Origin of the sequence: Streptomyces sp. NBC_01166 (assembly GCF_045039765.1) — a bacterium.
Taxonomy (GTDB): Bacteria; Actinomycetota; Actinomycetes; order Streptomycetales; family Streptomycetaceae; genus Streptomyces.
In genome coordinates this window covers 7,950,075-7,965,442 of record NZ_CP108613.1, presented here as the reverse complement: position 1 = coordinate 7,965,442, position 15,368 = coordinate 7,950,075, and the positions used below count along the sequence as shown (strand labels likewise).

The following is a 15,368-nucleotide window of genomic DNA, read 5'->3' as shown; positions in this document are numbered from 1 at the left end:
CCCGGGGGTTCCGGGAGCGCGTACGGAGCTGTCGGCCTAGGGGTCAGCCGCTGTCGGACACCCAGGACGTACGATCCTCGTGCCGGTGGACCCTTATCCGGGGGCGGGCCTTCCGCAGCGCGTTCTCCAGCAGCTGTACGTCGTTCGCCGGCGGGTTGAACGCCGCCCGCGTGCGGTAGACCTTGCGGCCGGCCCGGAGCTCCAGGACCTCGCTGCCGCCGCCGTCCACGGACCGGTGTCCCACGGTGAGCGGCCGCAGGTCCGTCACATCGTCGAGGGGGCGGGTGATCTCCGCGCCGTTGTGCCTGCGCAGCACCACCACCGCGGGCGGGCCGGGCCTGATGTCCACCGCCACGACGGAGCGGCGGTCGCGTATCCAGGGCGGCAGCAGGAGGCTCCCCCAGAAGAGCGTGAACACGCCCCCGAGGATCAGCCCGGCCACGGGCTCGGCCACGCTGACCGCGCCCACGGTCAGGACGTGCCCGAGCGTCACGACGATGCCGGAGCTGAGGTCACGCCGCCCCGGACTGTCGTTCCGGTACATCTCCCAGTGAAAGACATCGGCTCTCGCGTCCTCGGTCACGGCTCCAGCATGGCGGCCCGGGGCCGCTGCCGGAAGGGAGCGTGGCCGCCTCACTGCCGGGGGACACCCCGCACGGGGTGCTTGCTCATGATGGACACTCGGTTGAAGGCGTTGATGGTGACGGCCACCCAGATCACCGCGGCCGTCTCGTCGTCGGACAGGGTGAGGCGTGCCGTGGAGTAGGCGTCCTCCTGCAGGGCGGCGTCGGCGGGGTGGGTGGTCGCCTCGGCCAGGGCAAGGGCCGCACGCTCCTGCGCTGTGAACACCTCGGTGTCACGCCAGGCGGCCAGCACTCCCAGCCGCTGGGTCGTCTCGCCCGCACGCAGCGCGGCCCTGGTGTGGACGTCCAGGCAGTACGCGCAGCCGTTGATCTGTGACACCCGGAGGTTGACCAGTTCGACCAGGGTGCGGTCGAGCCCCGCCTTTTGGGCGACCGTGCGCACCGCTTCGGCCGTGGCGGTGAGAGCCTTGTAGGCCTCGGGACTCTGCTTGTCCACGTAGACCCGCTTCTTCGTACGCTCCGCCTCGGTACCGTTCATTCCTGGACTCCTCACCGGGACGTGCCCCGTCCCCCTCGCCGTGCCGTGCGCCCCGACTGTGCGACGGCTTATGATCAAGCATGATTGTTGAACATGCAAACACCCGTGGAGCGTCGGGGGGCCCTCGATGAGCGGCGCCGGCACGGACCGGATCGCGCCGTCCCCGGGCACCGACGGCCGGGGTCGGGTGCCCCGCCCCGGCGTGGAGGTGCTGACGGCGCGGGACGTACCGCTGGGCGGTCCGAGGGCGATGACGGTGCGGCGCACGCTGCCGCAGAGGGCCCGCACGCTCATCGGGGCCTGGTGCTTCATCGACCACTACGGCCCCGACGACGTCGGCGTGACGGGCGGCATGGATGTGGCCCCGCATCCGCACATCGGCCTGCAGACCGTCAGCTGGCTGTTCAGCGGTGAGATCGAGCACCGTGACAGCCTGGGCAGCCACGCCTTCGTACGCCCCGGAGAGCTCAACCTGATGACCGGTGGCCGGGGCATCAGCCACACGGAGGTCTCCACCCCCGGCACCACGGTCCTGCACGGTGTCCAGCTGTGGGTGGCGCTTCCCGGTGAGCACCGGGACGCGGCGCGCGACTTCCGGCACCATGTGCCGGACCCGGTCCGCCGGGACGGCGCCGTGATCAGGGTGTTCCTGGGCTCCCTCGCCGGAGACACCTCCCCCGTCCCGGCCTTCACCCCTCTGCTCGGCGCCGAGATCGTCCTCGAACCGCACGCGACCGCGATCCTCGACACGGACCCGGCATTCGAGCACGGCCTTCTCGTCGACCAGGGGAGCATCCGTCTGGACGGAACGCTGCTGCGAGCGGCCGAGCTGGGCTACCTCGGCCCGGGGCACGGGGAAGTCACCCTGGTCAACGAGACCGACGCCCCCGCCCGGGCCGTGCTCGTGGGCGGAACACCGTTCGACGAAGAGATCGTCATGTGGTGGAATTTCGTGGGCCGCAGTCATGACGACATCGTCGAGGCACGCGAGGAGTGGGAGGCAGGCTCCGACCGTTTCGGCCACGTCGACGGCTACCCCGGCGCCCGCATCCCCGCCCCGGCTCTTCCCAACGCCACCATCGCACCGCGTGGCAACCCGACACGCCCGAAAGGGAGCACCCGATGACCCAGGCCGACGCCCCCGTCGTCCGTAACGTCGACGCCAGGCACCGCTACGAGATCCTGGTCGACGAAACGAGCGCGGGGTTCACCGCCTACCGCGACCGCGACGCGCAGCGCGTCTTCTTCCACACCGAGATCGACGACGCCTTCGCGGGCCGGGGCCTGGCCTCCGTCCTCGTGCGGGAGGCGCTCAGCCACGTACGGGACACGGGCAAGCGGATCGTGCCGGTCTGCCCCTACGTGGCCAAGTTCCTCAAGAAGCACGAGGAGTTCTCCGACATCACCGACCCGGTCACGCCCGAGATCCTGCAGTGGCTGGAGACCACCCTGGCTCGCTGAGCACCCGCGCCGTCGCCCGCCCGGACGGCGGCCGGGTGGCGGCGCTCCGTCAGGCCGGCCGCAGCTCGAACCAGTCGAAGGCCAGAGTGCCCCGGGTCGCGTACATGCCGATGACCCGGCCGGTGAATCCGCCCGCGACCTCGGTGGTGAGGTAGCGGCCGTCGAGCTCGGCGAGGATCTCGAAGGAGCCGTCGTCGGTCTCGAACCCCAGTCGAAGGGTGTCGGGGCCGCCGACGCGGAGGCCCGCGTCGGCATCGGGGTCCTCCGGACGGACGGTGACGGTGGGCGGCAGGACTCCCGTGGTGGTCACGTCGACGCGCAGCGTCAGAGGCCCGGCGGGCACGGCCCGTTCGGCGACCGTCCGGCGCAGCGGGCCGATGCGGGCGACCGCACGGACCACGCCGTCCTCCGTCTCCACCTGGTAGTGGTGGGCCTCGTCGAGCCGTACGGCGAGGCCGCCCCGGCCTCCTTCGCCGACGTCGACCCGCGTCCGCGCCTCACAGTCGGGGTCGCGCTGGCGCCGCCCCACGAACAGCGCGCCGGGCTTGTCCATGCCGTCCGCCCGGGCGTGCAGCACCAGGTGGCCCGGCCGCTCGTCGAGGCGTGCGTCAGCCGGATCGCGGCGCCTCAACGTCACCCAGCAGGGTGCCGGCACCGGCGAGTCGAAGTCGTCGCGGTGCGGCTCGGCGGGCCAGGGGTGCTGAGCCAGGCCGGGAGCCTCCGCGCGGAGTTCCAGCGGCCCCGGCAGCGGCCACTCGCCCTCCCACCGCACCGGCGCCAGGAACGTCTCCCGTCCCATGCCGTGGAACCCCGGGGTGTCCCCGCGGGGCCGGGTGCCCAGCAGCACCATCCACCAGGTGGAGTCGTGCGCCTGCACCAGATCGCCGTGGCCGGTGTTCTGCACCGGGTGTCCGGTACTGCGGTGGGAGAGGACGGGGTTGTCCGGGTGCGGTTCGAAGGGCCCCGGCAGCGAGCGGGACCTGGCGAGCGACATCGCGTGCCCGCGTTCCGTTCCGCCCTCCGACAGCAGCAGGTACCACCAGTCGCCGATCCTGTAGAGATGCGGGCCCTCGGGGTACTGGAGCCCGCTCCCCGACCACATCTCCACCGGCTCGCCGAGCAGTTCGCCCGTCTCCGGGTCGATACGCACCCCCCGGATCCCGCCGTCGGAGTACACGCACCAGCAGCCCCCCTCGTCGTCCCAGGCCAGATCGGGATCGATGCCGGGTATGCCGACCCGCACGGGGTCCGACCACGGACCTGCGGGGTCCTCGGCGGTCACCAGGACGTTGCCCGCACCGGCGACCACGGTCGTGATCATCCAGAAGCGGCCGTCGTGGTGCCGCAGCGTGGGGGCGTAGACCCCGCACGACGACGGAGCCGTGTCGGGGAGGGCCAGCTGCGACGGGCGGTCCAGGGCGTGTCCGATCAGCCGCCAGTGCACCAGGTCCCGGCTGTGCCACAGCGGTACCCCGGGTACGTACTCGAAGCTGGACGTCGCCACGTAGTAGTCCTCGCCCACGCGGCAGATGCTCGGATCCGGGCTGAAGCCGGGTATCACGGGATTGTCGAAGAGCACCACGGGCTGTCCTCAGGCTCGGGCCAGGACGGCGTCCCAAGGCCATGATCGTCGAAACGCTTCGAAGATGGCAGCCCGGCGTAGGCGTGTCAATAGACCCGTCAGGACTCGGGTTCACATGCGAGAAGTTCGAGGGAACGGAGTTCCACGGAGCAAGCCTCGGACACATTCCGCGACTCCCCGAGAGATTCAGTCGAAGCGCTTCGACGAAATCCGTGTGCACAACCTCAGGACGGGGAACAGACTGCGGGCATGGATGAAGAAGGCGTCGAACCCGCGATCATGACGTCGCCGGCGCGGTGGAACCGGCTTCTCGGGTTCCCGGCCGATGCCCGCCTGCTGATCGTCAACTGCGACGACTTCGGCATGTGCCCCGCGGTCAACGCGGGGGTGATCGAGTCGATCGAGGAGGGGATCGCCGGCTCATGCAGCCTCATGACCGTGTGTCCGGCGGCCCCGGACGCGATGCGGCTGCTCCGGCGAAGGCCGGGGATTCCGTTCGGGCTCCACCTCACCATGGTGTGCGAGACGCCCGACCGTCCTTGGGGCCCCCTGACGGCCAGGGAGAGGGTTCCCTCCCTGCTCGACCCGGCGGGCAATTTCTTCGAGCCGACGACCGCAGGGCGGTCCGCCCTGCTCGGCCGCGTCCGGCCCGACGAGGTCGAGACCGAGTTCCGCGCGCAGATCGACGCCGTCGCCGATGCGGGCCTCATGCCCACCCACCTGGATTTTCACTGCCTGGCCGACGGAGGCCGCGACGACATCCTCGACCTGACCGTGGGGCTGGCCGCGGAGTACGGCCTCGCCGTCCGCGTCTGGCTGGAGCCGGGGCTGCGGGCCATGCGGCGAAGAGGACTGCCCGTGATCGACCATGACTTCCTCGACAGCTTCTCCCTCCCGGTCGAGGACAAGGCGGCCCGTTACGGCCGGCTGCTCCACGACCTGCCGGCCGGACTCAGCGAATGGGCGGTCCATCCCGGTCTCGCCGGCCAGGAGTCACGGAGCACCGACGGCGACCACCATGTGCGGCGTACGGACCACGAGTTCCTCACGTCGCCGGAGGCCCGGGAAGCGGTGGCCCGGGAGGGCGTCACGCTGATCGACTACCGGGCCGTTCAGCGCGTATGGGCCAGGAACACGGGTCCTGTCTGAGCCGGCGCCGGCACCATCCGCATCCTGGACCTGGCGCACCGCGTCCTCGTACGGCCCCGTAGGCTGGTGGGTGCAGCTGGTTCGCCCCCGTCCGCCAGGCGGGGCGCGTCGCAAGAGGGAACCCGGTGGAATTCCGGGACTGCCCCGCAGCGGTGAGCGGGAACGACCGCCGTCATACGCACTGGGTCCGACGTACCGGACCTGGGAAGCGACGGCCATTAGGTGTCCTCACGCAGGACGTGCCCGCGAGTCCGAAGACCTGCCATCTGCCCGCGCGCGAACGAACGCGCGCGGACATCCCGGTGACCTCGAGGGCGGGTCGGCGTACATACCGGTCGGATCACCGCGTCGGTCGACACGGTCCCGTCCGTTACGTCGCCCCTTCGCGCCCTCGTCCCGTCCCCGGGATCTCAGGGATTCATCTCGCGAAGGAGATCTCCGTGACCGACGAACACGCGACCGCGGCAGCGCGGTCCACTGTGTACGGCTACCCCCGGCAGGGACAGAACCGGGAACTCAAGAAGGCCGTCGAGGGCTACTGGAAGGGCCGGGTCACCGCCGACGCCCTCCGTACCACCGCCGCCGAACTCCGCCGTGCCAACTGGCAGCAGCTCAGCGATGCCGGCATCGACGAGGTCCCGACCGGCGACTTCTCGTACTACGACCATGTGCTGGACACCACCGTGATGGTCGGAGCGGTCCCCGGCCGCCACCGGGAGGCGGTCGCCGCCGACGCACTCGACGGCTACTTCGCGATGGCTCGCGGCACGCAGGACGTCGCCCCGTTGGAGATGACCAAGTGGTTCGACACCAACTACCACTATCTGGTCCCGGAGCTGGGCCCTGACACCGACTTCACCGCGGACTCCGCCAAGCAGGTCGCCGAGCTCGAGGAGGCCGTCGCCCTGGGGCTGGCCGCCCGGCCGGTCCTGGTCGGTCCGCTGACCTACCTGCTCCTCGCCAAGCCCGCCCCCGGTGTGGCCGCGGACTTCGACCCGCTCACACTCCTGGACCGTCTGCTGCCGGTGTACGCCGAGGTACTCGCCGACCTCAGGGCGGCCGGGGCCGAGTGGGTACAGCTCGACGAGCCCGCACTCGTCCAGGACCGCGGCCGGGCCGAGCTGGAGGCCGCCGAGCACGCCTACCACCGGCTCGGAACGCTCACCGACCGGCCCAAGCTGCTCGTGGCCTCCTATTTCGGCCTGCTCGGCGAGTCCCTTCCCGTTCTGGCCAAGGCCCCGGTGGAAGGGCTGGCGCTGGACTTCACGGAGGCAGCAGCCGCGAATCTGGACGCCCTGGCCGCCGTCGGCGGGCTCCCCGGCAAGCGCCTGGTCGCCGGGGTCGTCAACGGGCGCAACATCTGGATCAACGACCTCGAGAAGTCGCTCTCCGTCCTGGGAACCCTGCTCGGGCTCGCCGGACGGATCGACGTGGCGTCCTCCTGCTCGCTGCTGCACGTCCCTCTCGACACGTCAGCCGAACGGGACATCGAGCCTCAGGTCCTGCGCTGGCTGGCCTTCGCCCGGCAGAAGACCGCCGAGGTCGTCACCCTCGCCAGGGGCCTGGACCGGGGCACCGGAGCGATCGCGGCCGAACTCGCCGCGAACCGGGCCGACCTGGCCTCCCGCGCCCACTCCCCCGTCACCCGGGACCCGGCCGTCCGCGCCCGGACCGCCGCGGTGACCGACGCCGATGCCCACCGCTCCCAGCCGTACGCGGAACGGGCGGCGGTGCAGCGCGCGCACCTCGGCCTGCCCCTGCTGCCGACGACCACCATCGGTTCGTTCCCGCAGACCGCCGAACTGCGCACCGCCCGCGCCGCTCTGCGGTCGGGCCGCATCGACGCGGCCGCGTACGAGGAGCGCATCAAGGCGGAGATCCAGGAGGTGATCTCCTTCCAGGAGGAGACCGGCCTGGACGTGCTGGTGCACGGTGAGGCCGAACGCAACGACATGGTGCAGTACTTCGCGGAGCAGTTGACCGGCTACCTCGCGACCCAGCACGGCTGGGTCCAGTCCTACGGCACCCGCTATGTCCGTCCGCCGGTCCTGGCCGGGGACATCTCCCGCCCCGGGCCGATGACGGTGGGATGGACGACGTACGCCCAGTCCCTCACCGGCCGTCCGGTCAAGGGCATGCTCACCGGGCCGGTCACGATGCTCGCCTGGTCCTTCGTCCGCGACGACCAGCCCCTCGGTGACACCGCCCGGCAAGTCGCCCTCGCCCTGCGTGACGAGGTGAACGACCTGGAGTCCGCGGGGACTTCCGTCATCCAGGTGGACGAACCCGCACTGCGCGAGACGCTGCCGCTGCGCGCCGCCGACCGCCAGGCCTACCTCGACTGGGCGACCGAGGCGTTCCGGCTCACCACCAGCGGGGTGCGGGCGGACACACAGATCCACACCCACATGTGCTACGCCGAGTTCGGTGACATCGTCCGGGCCATCGACGACCTCGACGCCGACGTGATCAGCCTGGAGGCGGCCCGCTCCCACATGCAGGTCGCCCACGAGCTGGCGGAGCACGGATATCCGCGGGAGGCGGGACCCGGCGTGTACGACATCCACTCGCCCCGCGTGCCGAGCGCGGAGGAGGCCGCCGAGCTGCTGCGCACCGGCCTGAAGGCGATCCCCGCCGGGCGGCTGTGGGTCAACCCGGACTGCGGGCTCAAGACCCGTGGCTGGCCGGAGACCCGAGCGTCGCTGGAGAACCTCGTGACCGCGGCCCGCACCGTGCGGGGCGAGCTCCGGGCGTCCTGACGACCCGGACCGGCCGGGGCGCTGGGTGCGCCCCGGCCGGTCCGGCTGCGGACAGAGGTTGTTCAGTGGATCACTTGAGGGCGGGCGGTGCCGCGTCCGCCGAGGTGCCCCACCGGGAGGGCTCCGTGCCGACCTCGAAGGACAGGTCGCGTGTGCCGCGGATGTCCTCGGTGGTCAGGTAGGTCTTCCCGTACGCGGCGCCGTCCGTCCGCGCCGCCTGGATGTAGCGCGCCGAGTCGGAGGTGCCCGGAGCCTTCACCGTCAGGCGGCCCTTGGGGTAGTAGCGCCGGTCGAGGGTCAGGTCCACCCGCTCGAAGACGGGGGTCGACAGGCCCCAGGTGTCGGTGCCCGGCTGGACCGGGAAGATCCCGATCGAGGAGAGGACGTTCCAGGCGGACATCGTCCCCAGGTCGTCGTTCCCGGTCATGCCGGTCGGGGTGTCCGTGAAGAGCGTGAGCGCGGCGTGCACCACGTCGGTCGTCTTCCAGGGCTGCCCCGTGGAGAGGTAGGTGTACGGGGCGATCAGGTCGGGCTCGTTCTGAGGGTTGTACTTGTCCGCGTTGTAGTAGTCGTACGGCCCGTTCACCCACACCTCGCGGGCGGTCTTCGCCGGGTCCTGCAGCAACTGCTCGTAGGCGAAGAACGAGTCGAGCCGCTCGTTGGCGGACTCGGTGCCACCGATCAGGGAGACCATGCCGGGCAGGTCCTGCGGGACGAGCCACTGGTACTGCCAGGACGTGCCCTCGTGGAAGCCCTCGCTCTGCGCCGGGTCGGCGGGGCCGGTGAAGGCGCCGTTAGCGTCCCGTGCGCGGAAGAAGCCCGTCGAACTGTCGAAGATCTTCCGGTAGTTCTGCGCCCGCTCCGCATAGCGTGCGGCGTCCTCGTCGTGGCCGAGTTCCTTCGCCATCTGCCCGAGCATCGCGTCGGACAGCGCGTACTCCAGGGTCGCGGAGGCACCGTGGTCGTAGTCGGAGTCGCCCGGCTTCACATGGGCCCGGCCCTTGATGTACGGCGCGAAACCTTCGGCGAGGTACTCCTTGTTGGCCTCGCGGCCCACGGGGGCGGACTCGGCGGGCGGCACGCCGTCGGCGTTCTTCTTCAGCGCGCGGTACGCCTGTTCCTCGTACCCCTCGAGCAGGCCCTGCTGGTAGGCGTTGGTGAGGAACGGCGTGACGGGGTCGCCGGTCATGATGTTCGTCTCGACCGTGCCGTAGCCCCACTTCGGCAGCCAGCCGCTGTCCTCGTCGATCTTGATGACCGAGATCGCCATGTCGCGGGACTCGTGCGGTGCGAGCAGCGACAGGAGCTGGGCCTGGGTGCGGTAGGTGTCCCAGAGCGACCAGTTCTGGTAGTAGGTGAACCCCTTGGCGCGGTGGGTCTTCTGGTCCCAGCCCGTGTAGCGGCCGTCGACGTCGCTGCCGATGTTCGGCGCGAGGAACGAGCGGTAGAGGGACGAGTAGAAGGTCCGGCGCAGGGTCTCGCTGCCGCCCTTCGCCCGGACGTCGTCGAGGCGGTCCTCCCAGGCGGCCTGGGCCGAGCGCGCGACGCGGTCGTACGAACGACCGCCTTCCGCACGCAGGTTGAGGGCGGCTCCCTTGGCGTCCACGTACGAGATCGCTGTGGTCGCCTCGACGGTGCGGTCCTTGGAGGTGTCGAAGCGGACGAAGGCGCCGTTGCGCTCGGCGGCCGCGGACGAGGACTTCGAGCCCTCGGTGACCTTGTCCCCCTTCCAGGTGCCGGAGGTGGTGAACGGCCGGTCGAAGCGGGTGATCGTGTACACGGTGTACGGCTTGGTGTCCTGGCAGAAGCCGCTGCCGGTTATGGCCGTGCGTACGGTGCGGTTGTCGAGGATCTCGACGTCGGTGTCCACGGTCTTGTGCAGTGACTGGCCCGCGTTGATAAGGACGTTGGCCTTGTCCGTCGCGGGGAAGGTGTAGCGCTGCACTCCGGTGCGCTCGGTGGCGCTCAGCTCGGCCTTGATGCCTGTCTTGAGACCGACCTCGTAGGTGCCGGGGCTCGCCTTCTCGTCGTCGTGGCTGAACTCCGCAGCGTATGCGGCGTTGTCCGTCGACGTGATGTCACCGGTCGTCGGGAGCACCGGCAGGTCTCCGCCGAGTCCACAGCCCACACCGGAGATGTGGACGGTGGAGAAGCCCCTGATGTGGGTCTCCGAGTAGTCGTAGCCGGTGTTGTGCCCGGTGTCGGGCGAGAACTGCACCATGCCGAAGGGCACCGCGGCGCCGGGGTAGGTGTTGCCCTCGTTCTCGGTTCCGATGAACGGGTTGACGAGATCGGTGAGCCGGGCGCGCTCGGCGTGCCCCTCTCCGTCCGCCGCGGCAGGCGCGGCGACGGCGCCGCCGAGGAGGGCGGCCGTCGCGGCCACCGTCCCCGCCCCGCGAATCCAGTGGGTCCATCTCATGGAATGAGCGCCTCTCGGACGTAGACAACGTTGTCATGCGCACTGCGCGATCATTCTTGGCCCGCATGCGTGTACTCGTCAAGAGCTGCGGCAGGCGGGCTGCTCGGCGCTCGCCGGCACCCGGCTTCCACGTGCGGGAGAGGGCTTCCGGCTCCAAGGTCGAGACAGGACGCAGAGCCTGCCTGACGGAGGCCTGCCTGTTTCACCCGGAGGCAATGCCGTGAGCCCGCACCGCACCGCGACAGGGCTGACGTCGCACGCACCACGGGACGAGAGCGATCTGCTCCCCCGGTGGGCACGGTTCGCACCGTTGGCGCTGGTGGCACTCGCACTGGCGATCGATCTGCCCACGCCGGGAGCGTTCAGCGGGGACGTCTTCCTGATCCTGAGCTCCATGATCGCTGCCTGCGTGTACTCACTGCGGGCCGTGATCGGGGTGGCCGCCCTGAACAGCGTGGCCGGACTGGTGTTCCTGTTCGCACGGCACATGCCGTCCGACGGCGAGCACGCGGTGGTCGACTACGTCGCCATGGTGGTCCTCGCCTGGGCATCCGTGCCGCTGTGCCGGCTGCGGCTCTCGCTCCTGCGCCGGCTCCTGGGAGCCGAGCGTGTGGCGGAGAGCGCCCAGCGCGCAGTTCTGCCACCCGTACGGGCGTGGTGGGGGAACACCTGGATCGCGGTGCGCTACGAGGCCGCGTCCGCCGCGGCCTCTGTCGGCGGCGACCTGTACGCGGCGGAGCACACCTCTTACGGCGTGCGCCTGCTCATCGGCGACGTACGCGGCAAGGGGCTGAACGCCGTTCCCGACGTCGCCGCGCTGGTGGGCAGCTTCCACGAAGCCGCGCACCACACCCCGACGCTGCCCGAGCTGGCCCGCCACCTGGACGAGGCGGTGTCCCGTCACACCAGGGAGACAGCAGCGGTCGGCGGTGAGAGCAACCTGAGCGGTGAGCACTTCATCACGGCCGTGATCGCGCAGATCCCGGACGACGGCACGGAAGTGCGCCTCATCAGCCGTGGGCACTGCCCGGCCTTCCTGGTGAACGGGACCGGCCTGCAGGTCTGGGAGCCCGAGCATCCCGGCCTGCCTCTGGGGCTCGGCGAATTCGACGCCGGCCCGTGGGCCGACGAGTCGCGCCCCTTCGGCCCGGGGAGTCTGCTCCTGCTGTGCACGGACGGGCTCCTGGAGGCACGCGACGCCGATGGGCGCTTCTACACACCGGACAAGGTTTTGCGGGAGTCGTGGCGCCAGGGCCCGCCGACCGTGGTGGACAGACTCGCCCAGACGGTCCACGCCCACACGGACGGTGTCCTGCGGGACGACCTGGCGTTGGTCGCCGTCACCCGGGCGGAGTCTCGGCCTGCCCCGGGCACGGACGTCGGCGCAGGGGGCCGGGCATGAAGCCCCGGCCGCTGCCTGATCCTCATCCCCCTGCCCACAGACTTCGCACCCCTGACCGTGCGTGGGGCCGCTGTTAGCCTGCGCCCATGATCAAGGGAAGACCGCCCGGCCGTATGGCTCACATAGCGGGGAGCAACAGGTCGGAACGTGTACTGATCCTGGCCAGCTTCGTGAACCGGGTCGGTAACGGGCTCTTCAACGCGGCATCCGCGCTCTACTTCACCCTGGTCGTGGATCTCCCGGCGGTGCAGGTGGGCGCCGCCCTCACCATCGCCGGCCTGATCGGCCTGCTCGCGGGGATACCCGGCGGCCATCTGGCCGATCGACGTGGCCCCCGCACGGTCATGATGCTCGCCCTGGCGGTCCAGGCTGTAGCGATGTCCGCTCTCGTGCTCGTCGAGAGCTGGGCCGCCCTCACCGTCATCGCTGCCGTCGACCAGCTTGCCGCAGCCGCTGCCGGCGCGGCCTGGGGAGCCCTGGTGGTCAGGGTCGGCACCGACCGCCCGGCGCTGTTCAGGGCGAAGCTCCGTACGTACGTGAATCTGGGCGTCGTCCTGGGAACCGTGGGTGCCGGATTCGCGGTTGCGGCGAACACGCGTACTGCCTACATCGTGCTGATTCTCGGCGACGCGGCCAGTTTCGCCCTGTGCGCCCTCCTCCTGTTCCTGCTCCCCAACTTCAGGGCGTTGGCGCCGTCGTCGTCGCAGGAGGGCCGCCGCTGGATCGCTCTCACCGACCGTCCCTTCGTGGCCTTCACGACCCTCTACGGTGCCATGGGGCTCCAGTACCCGGTGGTCTCGCTGCTTCTGCCGATCTGGATCTCGGAGCACACGGACGCGCCCCGCTGGACCGTGGCCGCGGTGTCCGCGATCAATGCCGGAGTCTGCGTCCTGTTGCAGACCAGGATCGGATCCCGCATCGAAACCCCTCTCGATGGCGGCAGGGCGTTCCGCACAGCAGGGCTGCTCTTCCTCCTCAGCTGCCCGATGATGGCCCTGACGGCGCACGCTCCCGTGTGGGCGGCCGCCGGCCTCGTGGTCGCGGCGATCTTCGTGCACAGCCTCGGGGAGATATGGGAGTCCTCGGCCGGCTTCGCCCTTGGCTTCGGCCTGGCACCGGACCATGCCCAAGGCCAGTACCAAGGGCTACTCGGGCTCGGCTTCAGCGCAGGCCAGGCACTCGCTCCCGCCATCCTCACGACCGTGGTGCTCGGGATGGGCACGACCGGCTGGCTGCTCCTCGGCGTGTTCTTCGCGGCCGTGGGGGCGGTCGGCCCCACGATCGAACGCTGGGGCACACGAACGCGGTCCCGGCAGGATGCCGCCGCCGCGGAAACCGGCGGAGAACCGGACCAGGCGCACGCGTAACCGCACCCCGGCTTCCGGAGAACGCTCGGCGGCGCCGTGCGACCGTCCAGGACCAGTCCCGCCAGGTCCATACCCAGCGGGTAGCGTTGCAGCGTGGAGCTACGTACCCTGCAGTACTTCGTGGCGGTCGCCGAGGAACTCCACTTCGGCCGGGCCGCCACGCGACTGCACATGAGCCAGCCGCCGCTGAGCCGGGCGATCAAGCAGCTCGAGGCGGAGCTCGGAGCCCTCCTGCTCGTCCGCTCGCCTGCCGGCGTCACGCTCACCCCGGTGGGCACCCTGCTGCTCGACGAGGCGCGCGCCCTGCTCGACCACGCCGACCGCGTACGAATGCACGTGACCGCGGCGGCCGCCGGCGCGACCATCACCGTCGGCATCCTGGGCGACAGCACCGACTTGGCGGCGACCAGACTGGCCGCCGCTTACCGTCGCAGCCACCCCGGCATCGACATCCGCATCCGCGACGCCGACCTGACCGACCCGACCTGCGGGCTGCGTGCCGGTCTTGTCGATGTCGCCCTGACCCGGGCGCCGTTCGACGAGACCGCTCTGACGGTGCGGGAGCTGCGTTCCGATCCGGTGGGCGCGGTCCTGCGCGCCGACGATCCGCTGGCCCGCCGTGACAGCCTGCGGCTGGCCGACCTGAGCGACCGCCGCTGGTTCCAGTTCCCGCAGGGGACCGATCCGCTGTGGCGGTCGTACTGGAACGGCGGCGAGCCGCGCGAGGGGCCGGTGGTGCGCGTGGTCCAGGAATGCCTGCAGGCCGTGCTGTGGAACGGCACGGTCGGTCTGGCCCCGCTGGGCCACGACATGCCCGCGGGGCTGGCCGCTGTGCCGCTGACCGACATGGCGCCGAGCCGGGTGGTGGCGGTATGGAACGAGGGTGACCGCAACCCGTTGATCCGTTCGTTCATCGAGATCGCGACGGCCGCGTACCGCCGCTGACCGACTCCGCCCCGGAGGGGTTTCGCGACGAGCCGGCATCCTCTCCGCTGCGGCGGCCTTAGGCTCGTTGCCGCGCAGGACGATCAGCGGCAGCCACCCTCCGGTTCCGCACCGGTGAACCGGCGGCGTGCATGAAAATCCGTGGCCGGCCCGGAACCCTTGAACCGATAATCGCACTCATGAAGCGTCATGAGCCCGATGGAGACAGCGCGGCCAACCCGGCCTTACGACGAGTGCTGGGACGGCCCGGCGGCCCCGAACTGCTGGACCAGCTGAGCAACGGCATGTCCGGCGCCGATCTGACCACACTGCTGCTGGAAGTGTTCCGGCGCCGAGCGGACCGGCGCACGCCGGCGGAGGTGATGCGGCGCTACCGCGACGACCGGTTCGTAGCACCCGCACCGACCGGCTTCACCGCACTTCGCCGTACCGAGGACGCTCTGGTGTCCGCGTTGCCCCATGGGTTCGAGACTCTCGTGCTTGCCCCGGTCCTGCCTCTGGCAGCCCATTCGGCCGTCGCGACCGTGGATCCGCGCAAGGTGATCGCAACGGTTCGCGGCAGCGAGGTGGCAGCTGACCCGACGAATTCGTTGGCCCTGGAGGCATCCGTACGACGATCCGTGGCCCTGGCCGCCGATCCTCGTTCAACGGTGCCGGTCAGGCTGGCCGCCAGTCAGAGGGTGGCCCGGGCACAGCACTTCGACGCTCCTGGGATGCTCGCCCACTTCCAGATATTCGGCCTGGTGACCGCCGGCCGGGACACGGGCAACCGATCCTTCGAGCACCAGCAGCTGGCCGAGCACCTACGGTTCGCCGCTCGAGCACTGGTCGCCGCCGGGGCGGAGCACACGGAGATCCGGCTCACCTGCCTGGAGGACGCGTGCCGCCCGGTCGTCGATCGGATTCGCGGCGATCTCGCCGTAGTGCCGGGCGTCGCCGTGATCGAGGACTCCGACCGTACGACCGGACGCGGCTACTACACGAGCATGTGCTTCAAGGTCTGCACCCGCGTGGACGACCACTACCTGGAAGTGGCCGACGGCGGCTTCGTCGACTGGAGCCAACTGCTCACCGGCAACCGTAAGGAACGCCTTCTGATCAGCGGCTACGGCGTCGATCGACTGGCTGAACTCTGACTCCACCGTCATGCGGGGGAACCGGG

At 70.6% G+C, this 15,368-nt stretch carries 12 protein-coding genes and 1 riboswitch; of the genes, 8 read left to right on the top strand and 4 right to left on the bottom strand.

Annotated features, from left to right (window positions below; genetic code table 11):
• Positions 1-43 precede the first annotated feature (43 nt).
• Both OG379_RS36030 and OG379_RS36025 read right to left on the bottom strand, forming a co-directional pair.
• Positions 44-583 carry a hypothetical protein gene (locus OG379_RS36030; protein WP_405667435.1) on the bottom strand — a complete coding sequence of 180 codons (540 nt, stop codon included), beginning with the start codon at positions 581-583 and terminating at the stop codon, positions 44-46.
• A gap of 50 nt (positions 584-633) precedes the next feature.
• Positions 634-1,122 carry a carboxymuconolactone decarboxylase family protein gene (locus tag OG379_RS36025; protein ID WP_405667434.1) on the bottom strand — a complete coding sequence of 163 codons (489 nt, stop codon included), beginning with the start codon at positions 1,120-1,122 and terminating at the stop codon, positions 634-636.
• 127 nt (positions 1,123-1,249) lie between these two features.
• Between OG379_RS36025 and OG379_RS36020 the strand changes: the two genes are divergently transcribed.
• Together OG379_RS36020 and OG379_RS36015 are read left to right on the top strand one after the other, a co-directional pair.
• Positions 1,250-2,248 (top strand): pirin family protein, encoded by a 999-nt coding sequence (locus OG379_RS36020; protein ID WP_405667433.1) that lies wholly within the window; start codon positions 1,250-1,252, stop codon positions 2,246-2,248.
• On the top strand, positions 2,245-2,583 hold the full coding sequence (locus OG379_RS36015) for a GNAT family N-acetyltransferase (protein ID WP_405667432.1): 339 nt from the start codon (positions 2,245-2,247) through the stop codon (positions 2,581-2,583). Before OG379_RS36020 ends, OG379_RS36015 begins: the two co-directional genes overlap by 4 nt.
• 49 nt (positions 2,584-2,632) lie before the next feature.
• On the opposite strand, the gene OG379_RS36010 is transcribed toward OG379_RS36015, so the two are convergent.
• Entirely contained in the window at positions 2,633-4,165 is a 1,533-nt protein-coding gene (locus OG379_RS36010) for a glycoside hydrolase family 43 protein (RefSeq protein ID WP_405667431.1), read from the bottom strand.
• 249 nt (positions 4,166-4,414) lie between these two features.
• On the opposite strand from OG379_RS36010, the gene OG379_RS36005 reads away from it, so the two are divergent.
• On the top strand, positions 4,415-5,314 hold the full coding sequence (locus OG379_RS36005; protein ID WP_405667428.1) for a carbohydrate deacetylase: 900 nt from the start codon (positions 4,415-4,417) through the stop codon (positions 5,312-5,314).
• A gap of 60 nt (positions 5,315-5,374) precedes the next feature.
• Positions 5,375-5,596: riboswitch (cobalamin riboswitch) on the top strand.
• Between the two features lie 158 nt (positions 5,597-5,754).
• On the top strand, positions 5,755-8,073 hold the full coding sequence (gene metE, locus OG379_RS36000) for a 5-methyltetrahydropteroyltriglutamate--homocysteine S-methyltransferase (RefSeq protein WP_405667427.1): 2,319 nt from the start codon (positions 5,755-5,757) through the stop codon (positions 8,071-8,073).
• A 70-nt stretch (positions 8,074-8,143) separates the two neighbouring features.
• Here the strand turns inward: metE and OG379_RS35995 are convergent, their stop codons facing one another.
• A complete protein-coding gene (locus OG379_RS35995) occupies positions 8,144-10,492 on the bottom strand; it encodes a GH92 family glycosyl hydrolase (RefSeq protein WP_405667425.1) in 2,349 nt (782 codons plus the stop codon).
• 220 nt (positions 10,493-10,712) lie between these two features.
• Here OG379_RS35995 and OG379_RS35990 point away from each other — a divergent pair, with 220 nt between their 5' ends.
• From OG379_RS35990 to OG379_RS35975, 4 genes are all read left to right on the top strand, one after another.
• Positions 10,713-11,894, top strand: a complete 1,182-nt coding sequence (locus tag OG379_RS35990; protein WP_405667424.1) for a PP2C family protein-serine/threonine phosphatase — start codon at positions 10,713-10,715, stop codon at positions 11,892-11,894.
• 86 nt (positions 11,895-11,980) lie between these two features.
• A complete protein-coding gene (locus OG379_RS35985) occupies positions 11,981-13,261 on the top strand; it encodes an MFS transporter (protein ID WP_405667423.1) in 1,281 nt (426 codons plus the stop codon).
• A 93-nt stretch (positions 13,262-13,354) separates the two neighbouring features.
• The gene (locus OG379_RS35980; protein WP_405667422.1) at positions 13,355-14,206 is read left to right on the top strand and encodes a LysR family transcriptional regulator; all 852 of its coding nucleotides are present in this window, start codon (positions 13,355-13,357) and stop codon (positions 14,204-14,206) included.
• A gap of 179 nt (positions 14,207-14,385) precedes the next feature.
• Positions 14,386-15,342 carry a hypothetical protein gene (locus OG379_RS35975; protein ID WP_405667420.1) on the top strand — a complete coding sequence of 319 codons (957 nt, stop codon included), beginning with the start codon at positions 14,386-14,388 and terminating at the stop codon, positions 15,340-15,342.
• The last annotated feature ends 26 nt before the right edge of the window (positions 15,343-15,368 follow it).

Coding starts and splice junctions, on each gene's coding strand:
- OG379_RS35995 (WP_405667425.1), bottom strand. CDS start 10,492: ATGAGATGGACCCACTGGATTCGCGGGGCGGGGACGGTGGCCGCGACG.
- OG379_RS36005 (WP_405667428.1), top strand. CDS start 4,415: ATGGATGAAGAAGGCGTCGAACCCGCGATCATGACGTCGCCGGCGCGG.
- OG379_RS36015 (WP_405667432.1), top strand. CDS start 2,245: ATGACCCAGGCCGACGCCCCCGTCGTCCGTAACGTCGACGCCAGGCAC.
- OG379_RS35985 (WP_405667423.1), top strand. CDS start 11,981: ATGATCAAGGGAAGACCGCCCGGCCGTATGGCTCACATAGCGGGGAGC.
- OG379_RS36020 (WP_405667433.1), top strand. CDS start 1,250: ATGAGCGGCGCCGGCACGGACCGGATCGCGCCGTCCCCGGGCACCGAC.
- OG379_RS36025 (WP_405667434.1), bottom strand. CDS start 1,122: ATGAACGGTACCGAGGCGGAGCGTACGAAGAAGCGGGTCTACGTGGAC.
- OG379_RS35975 (WP_405667420.1), top strand. CDS start 14,386: ATGAAGCGTCATGAGCCCGATGGAGACAGCGCGGCCAACCCGGCCTTA.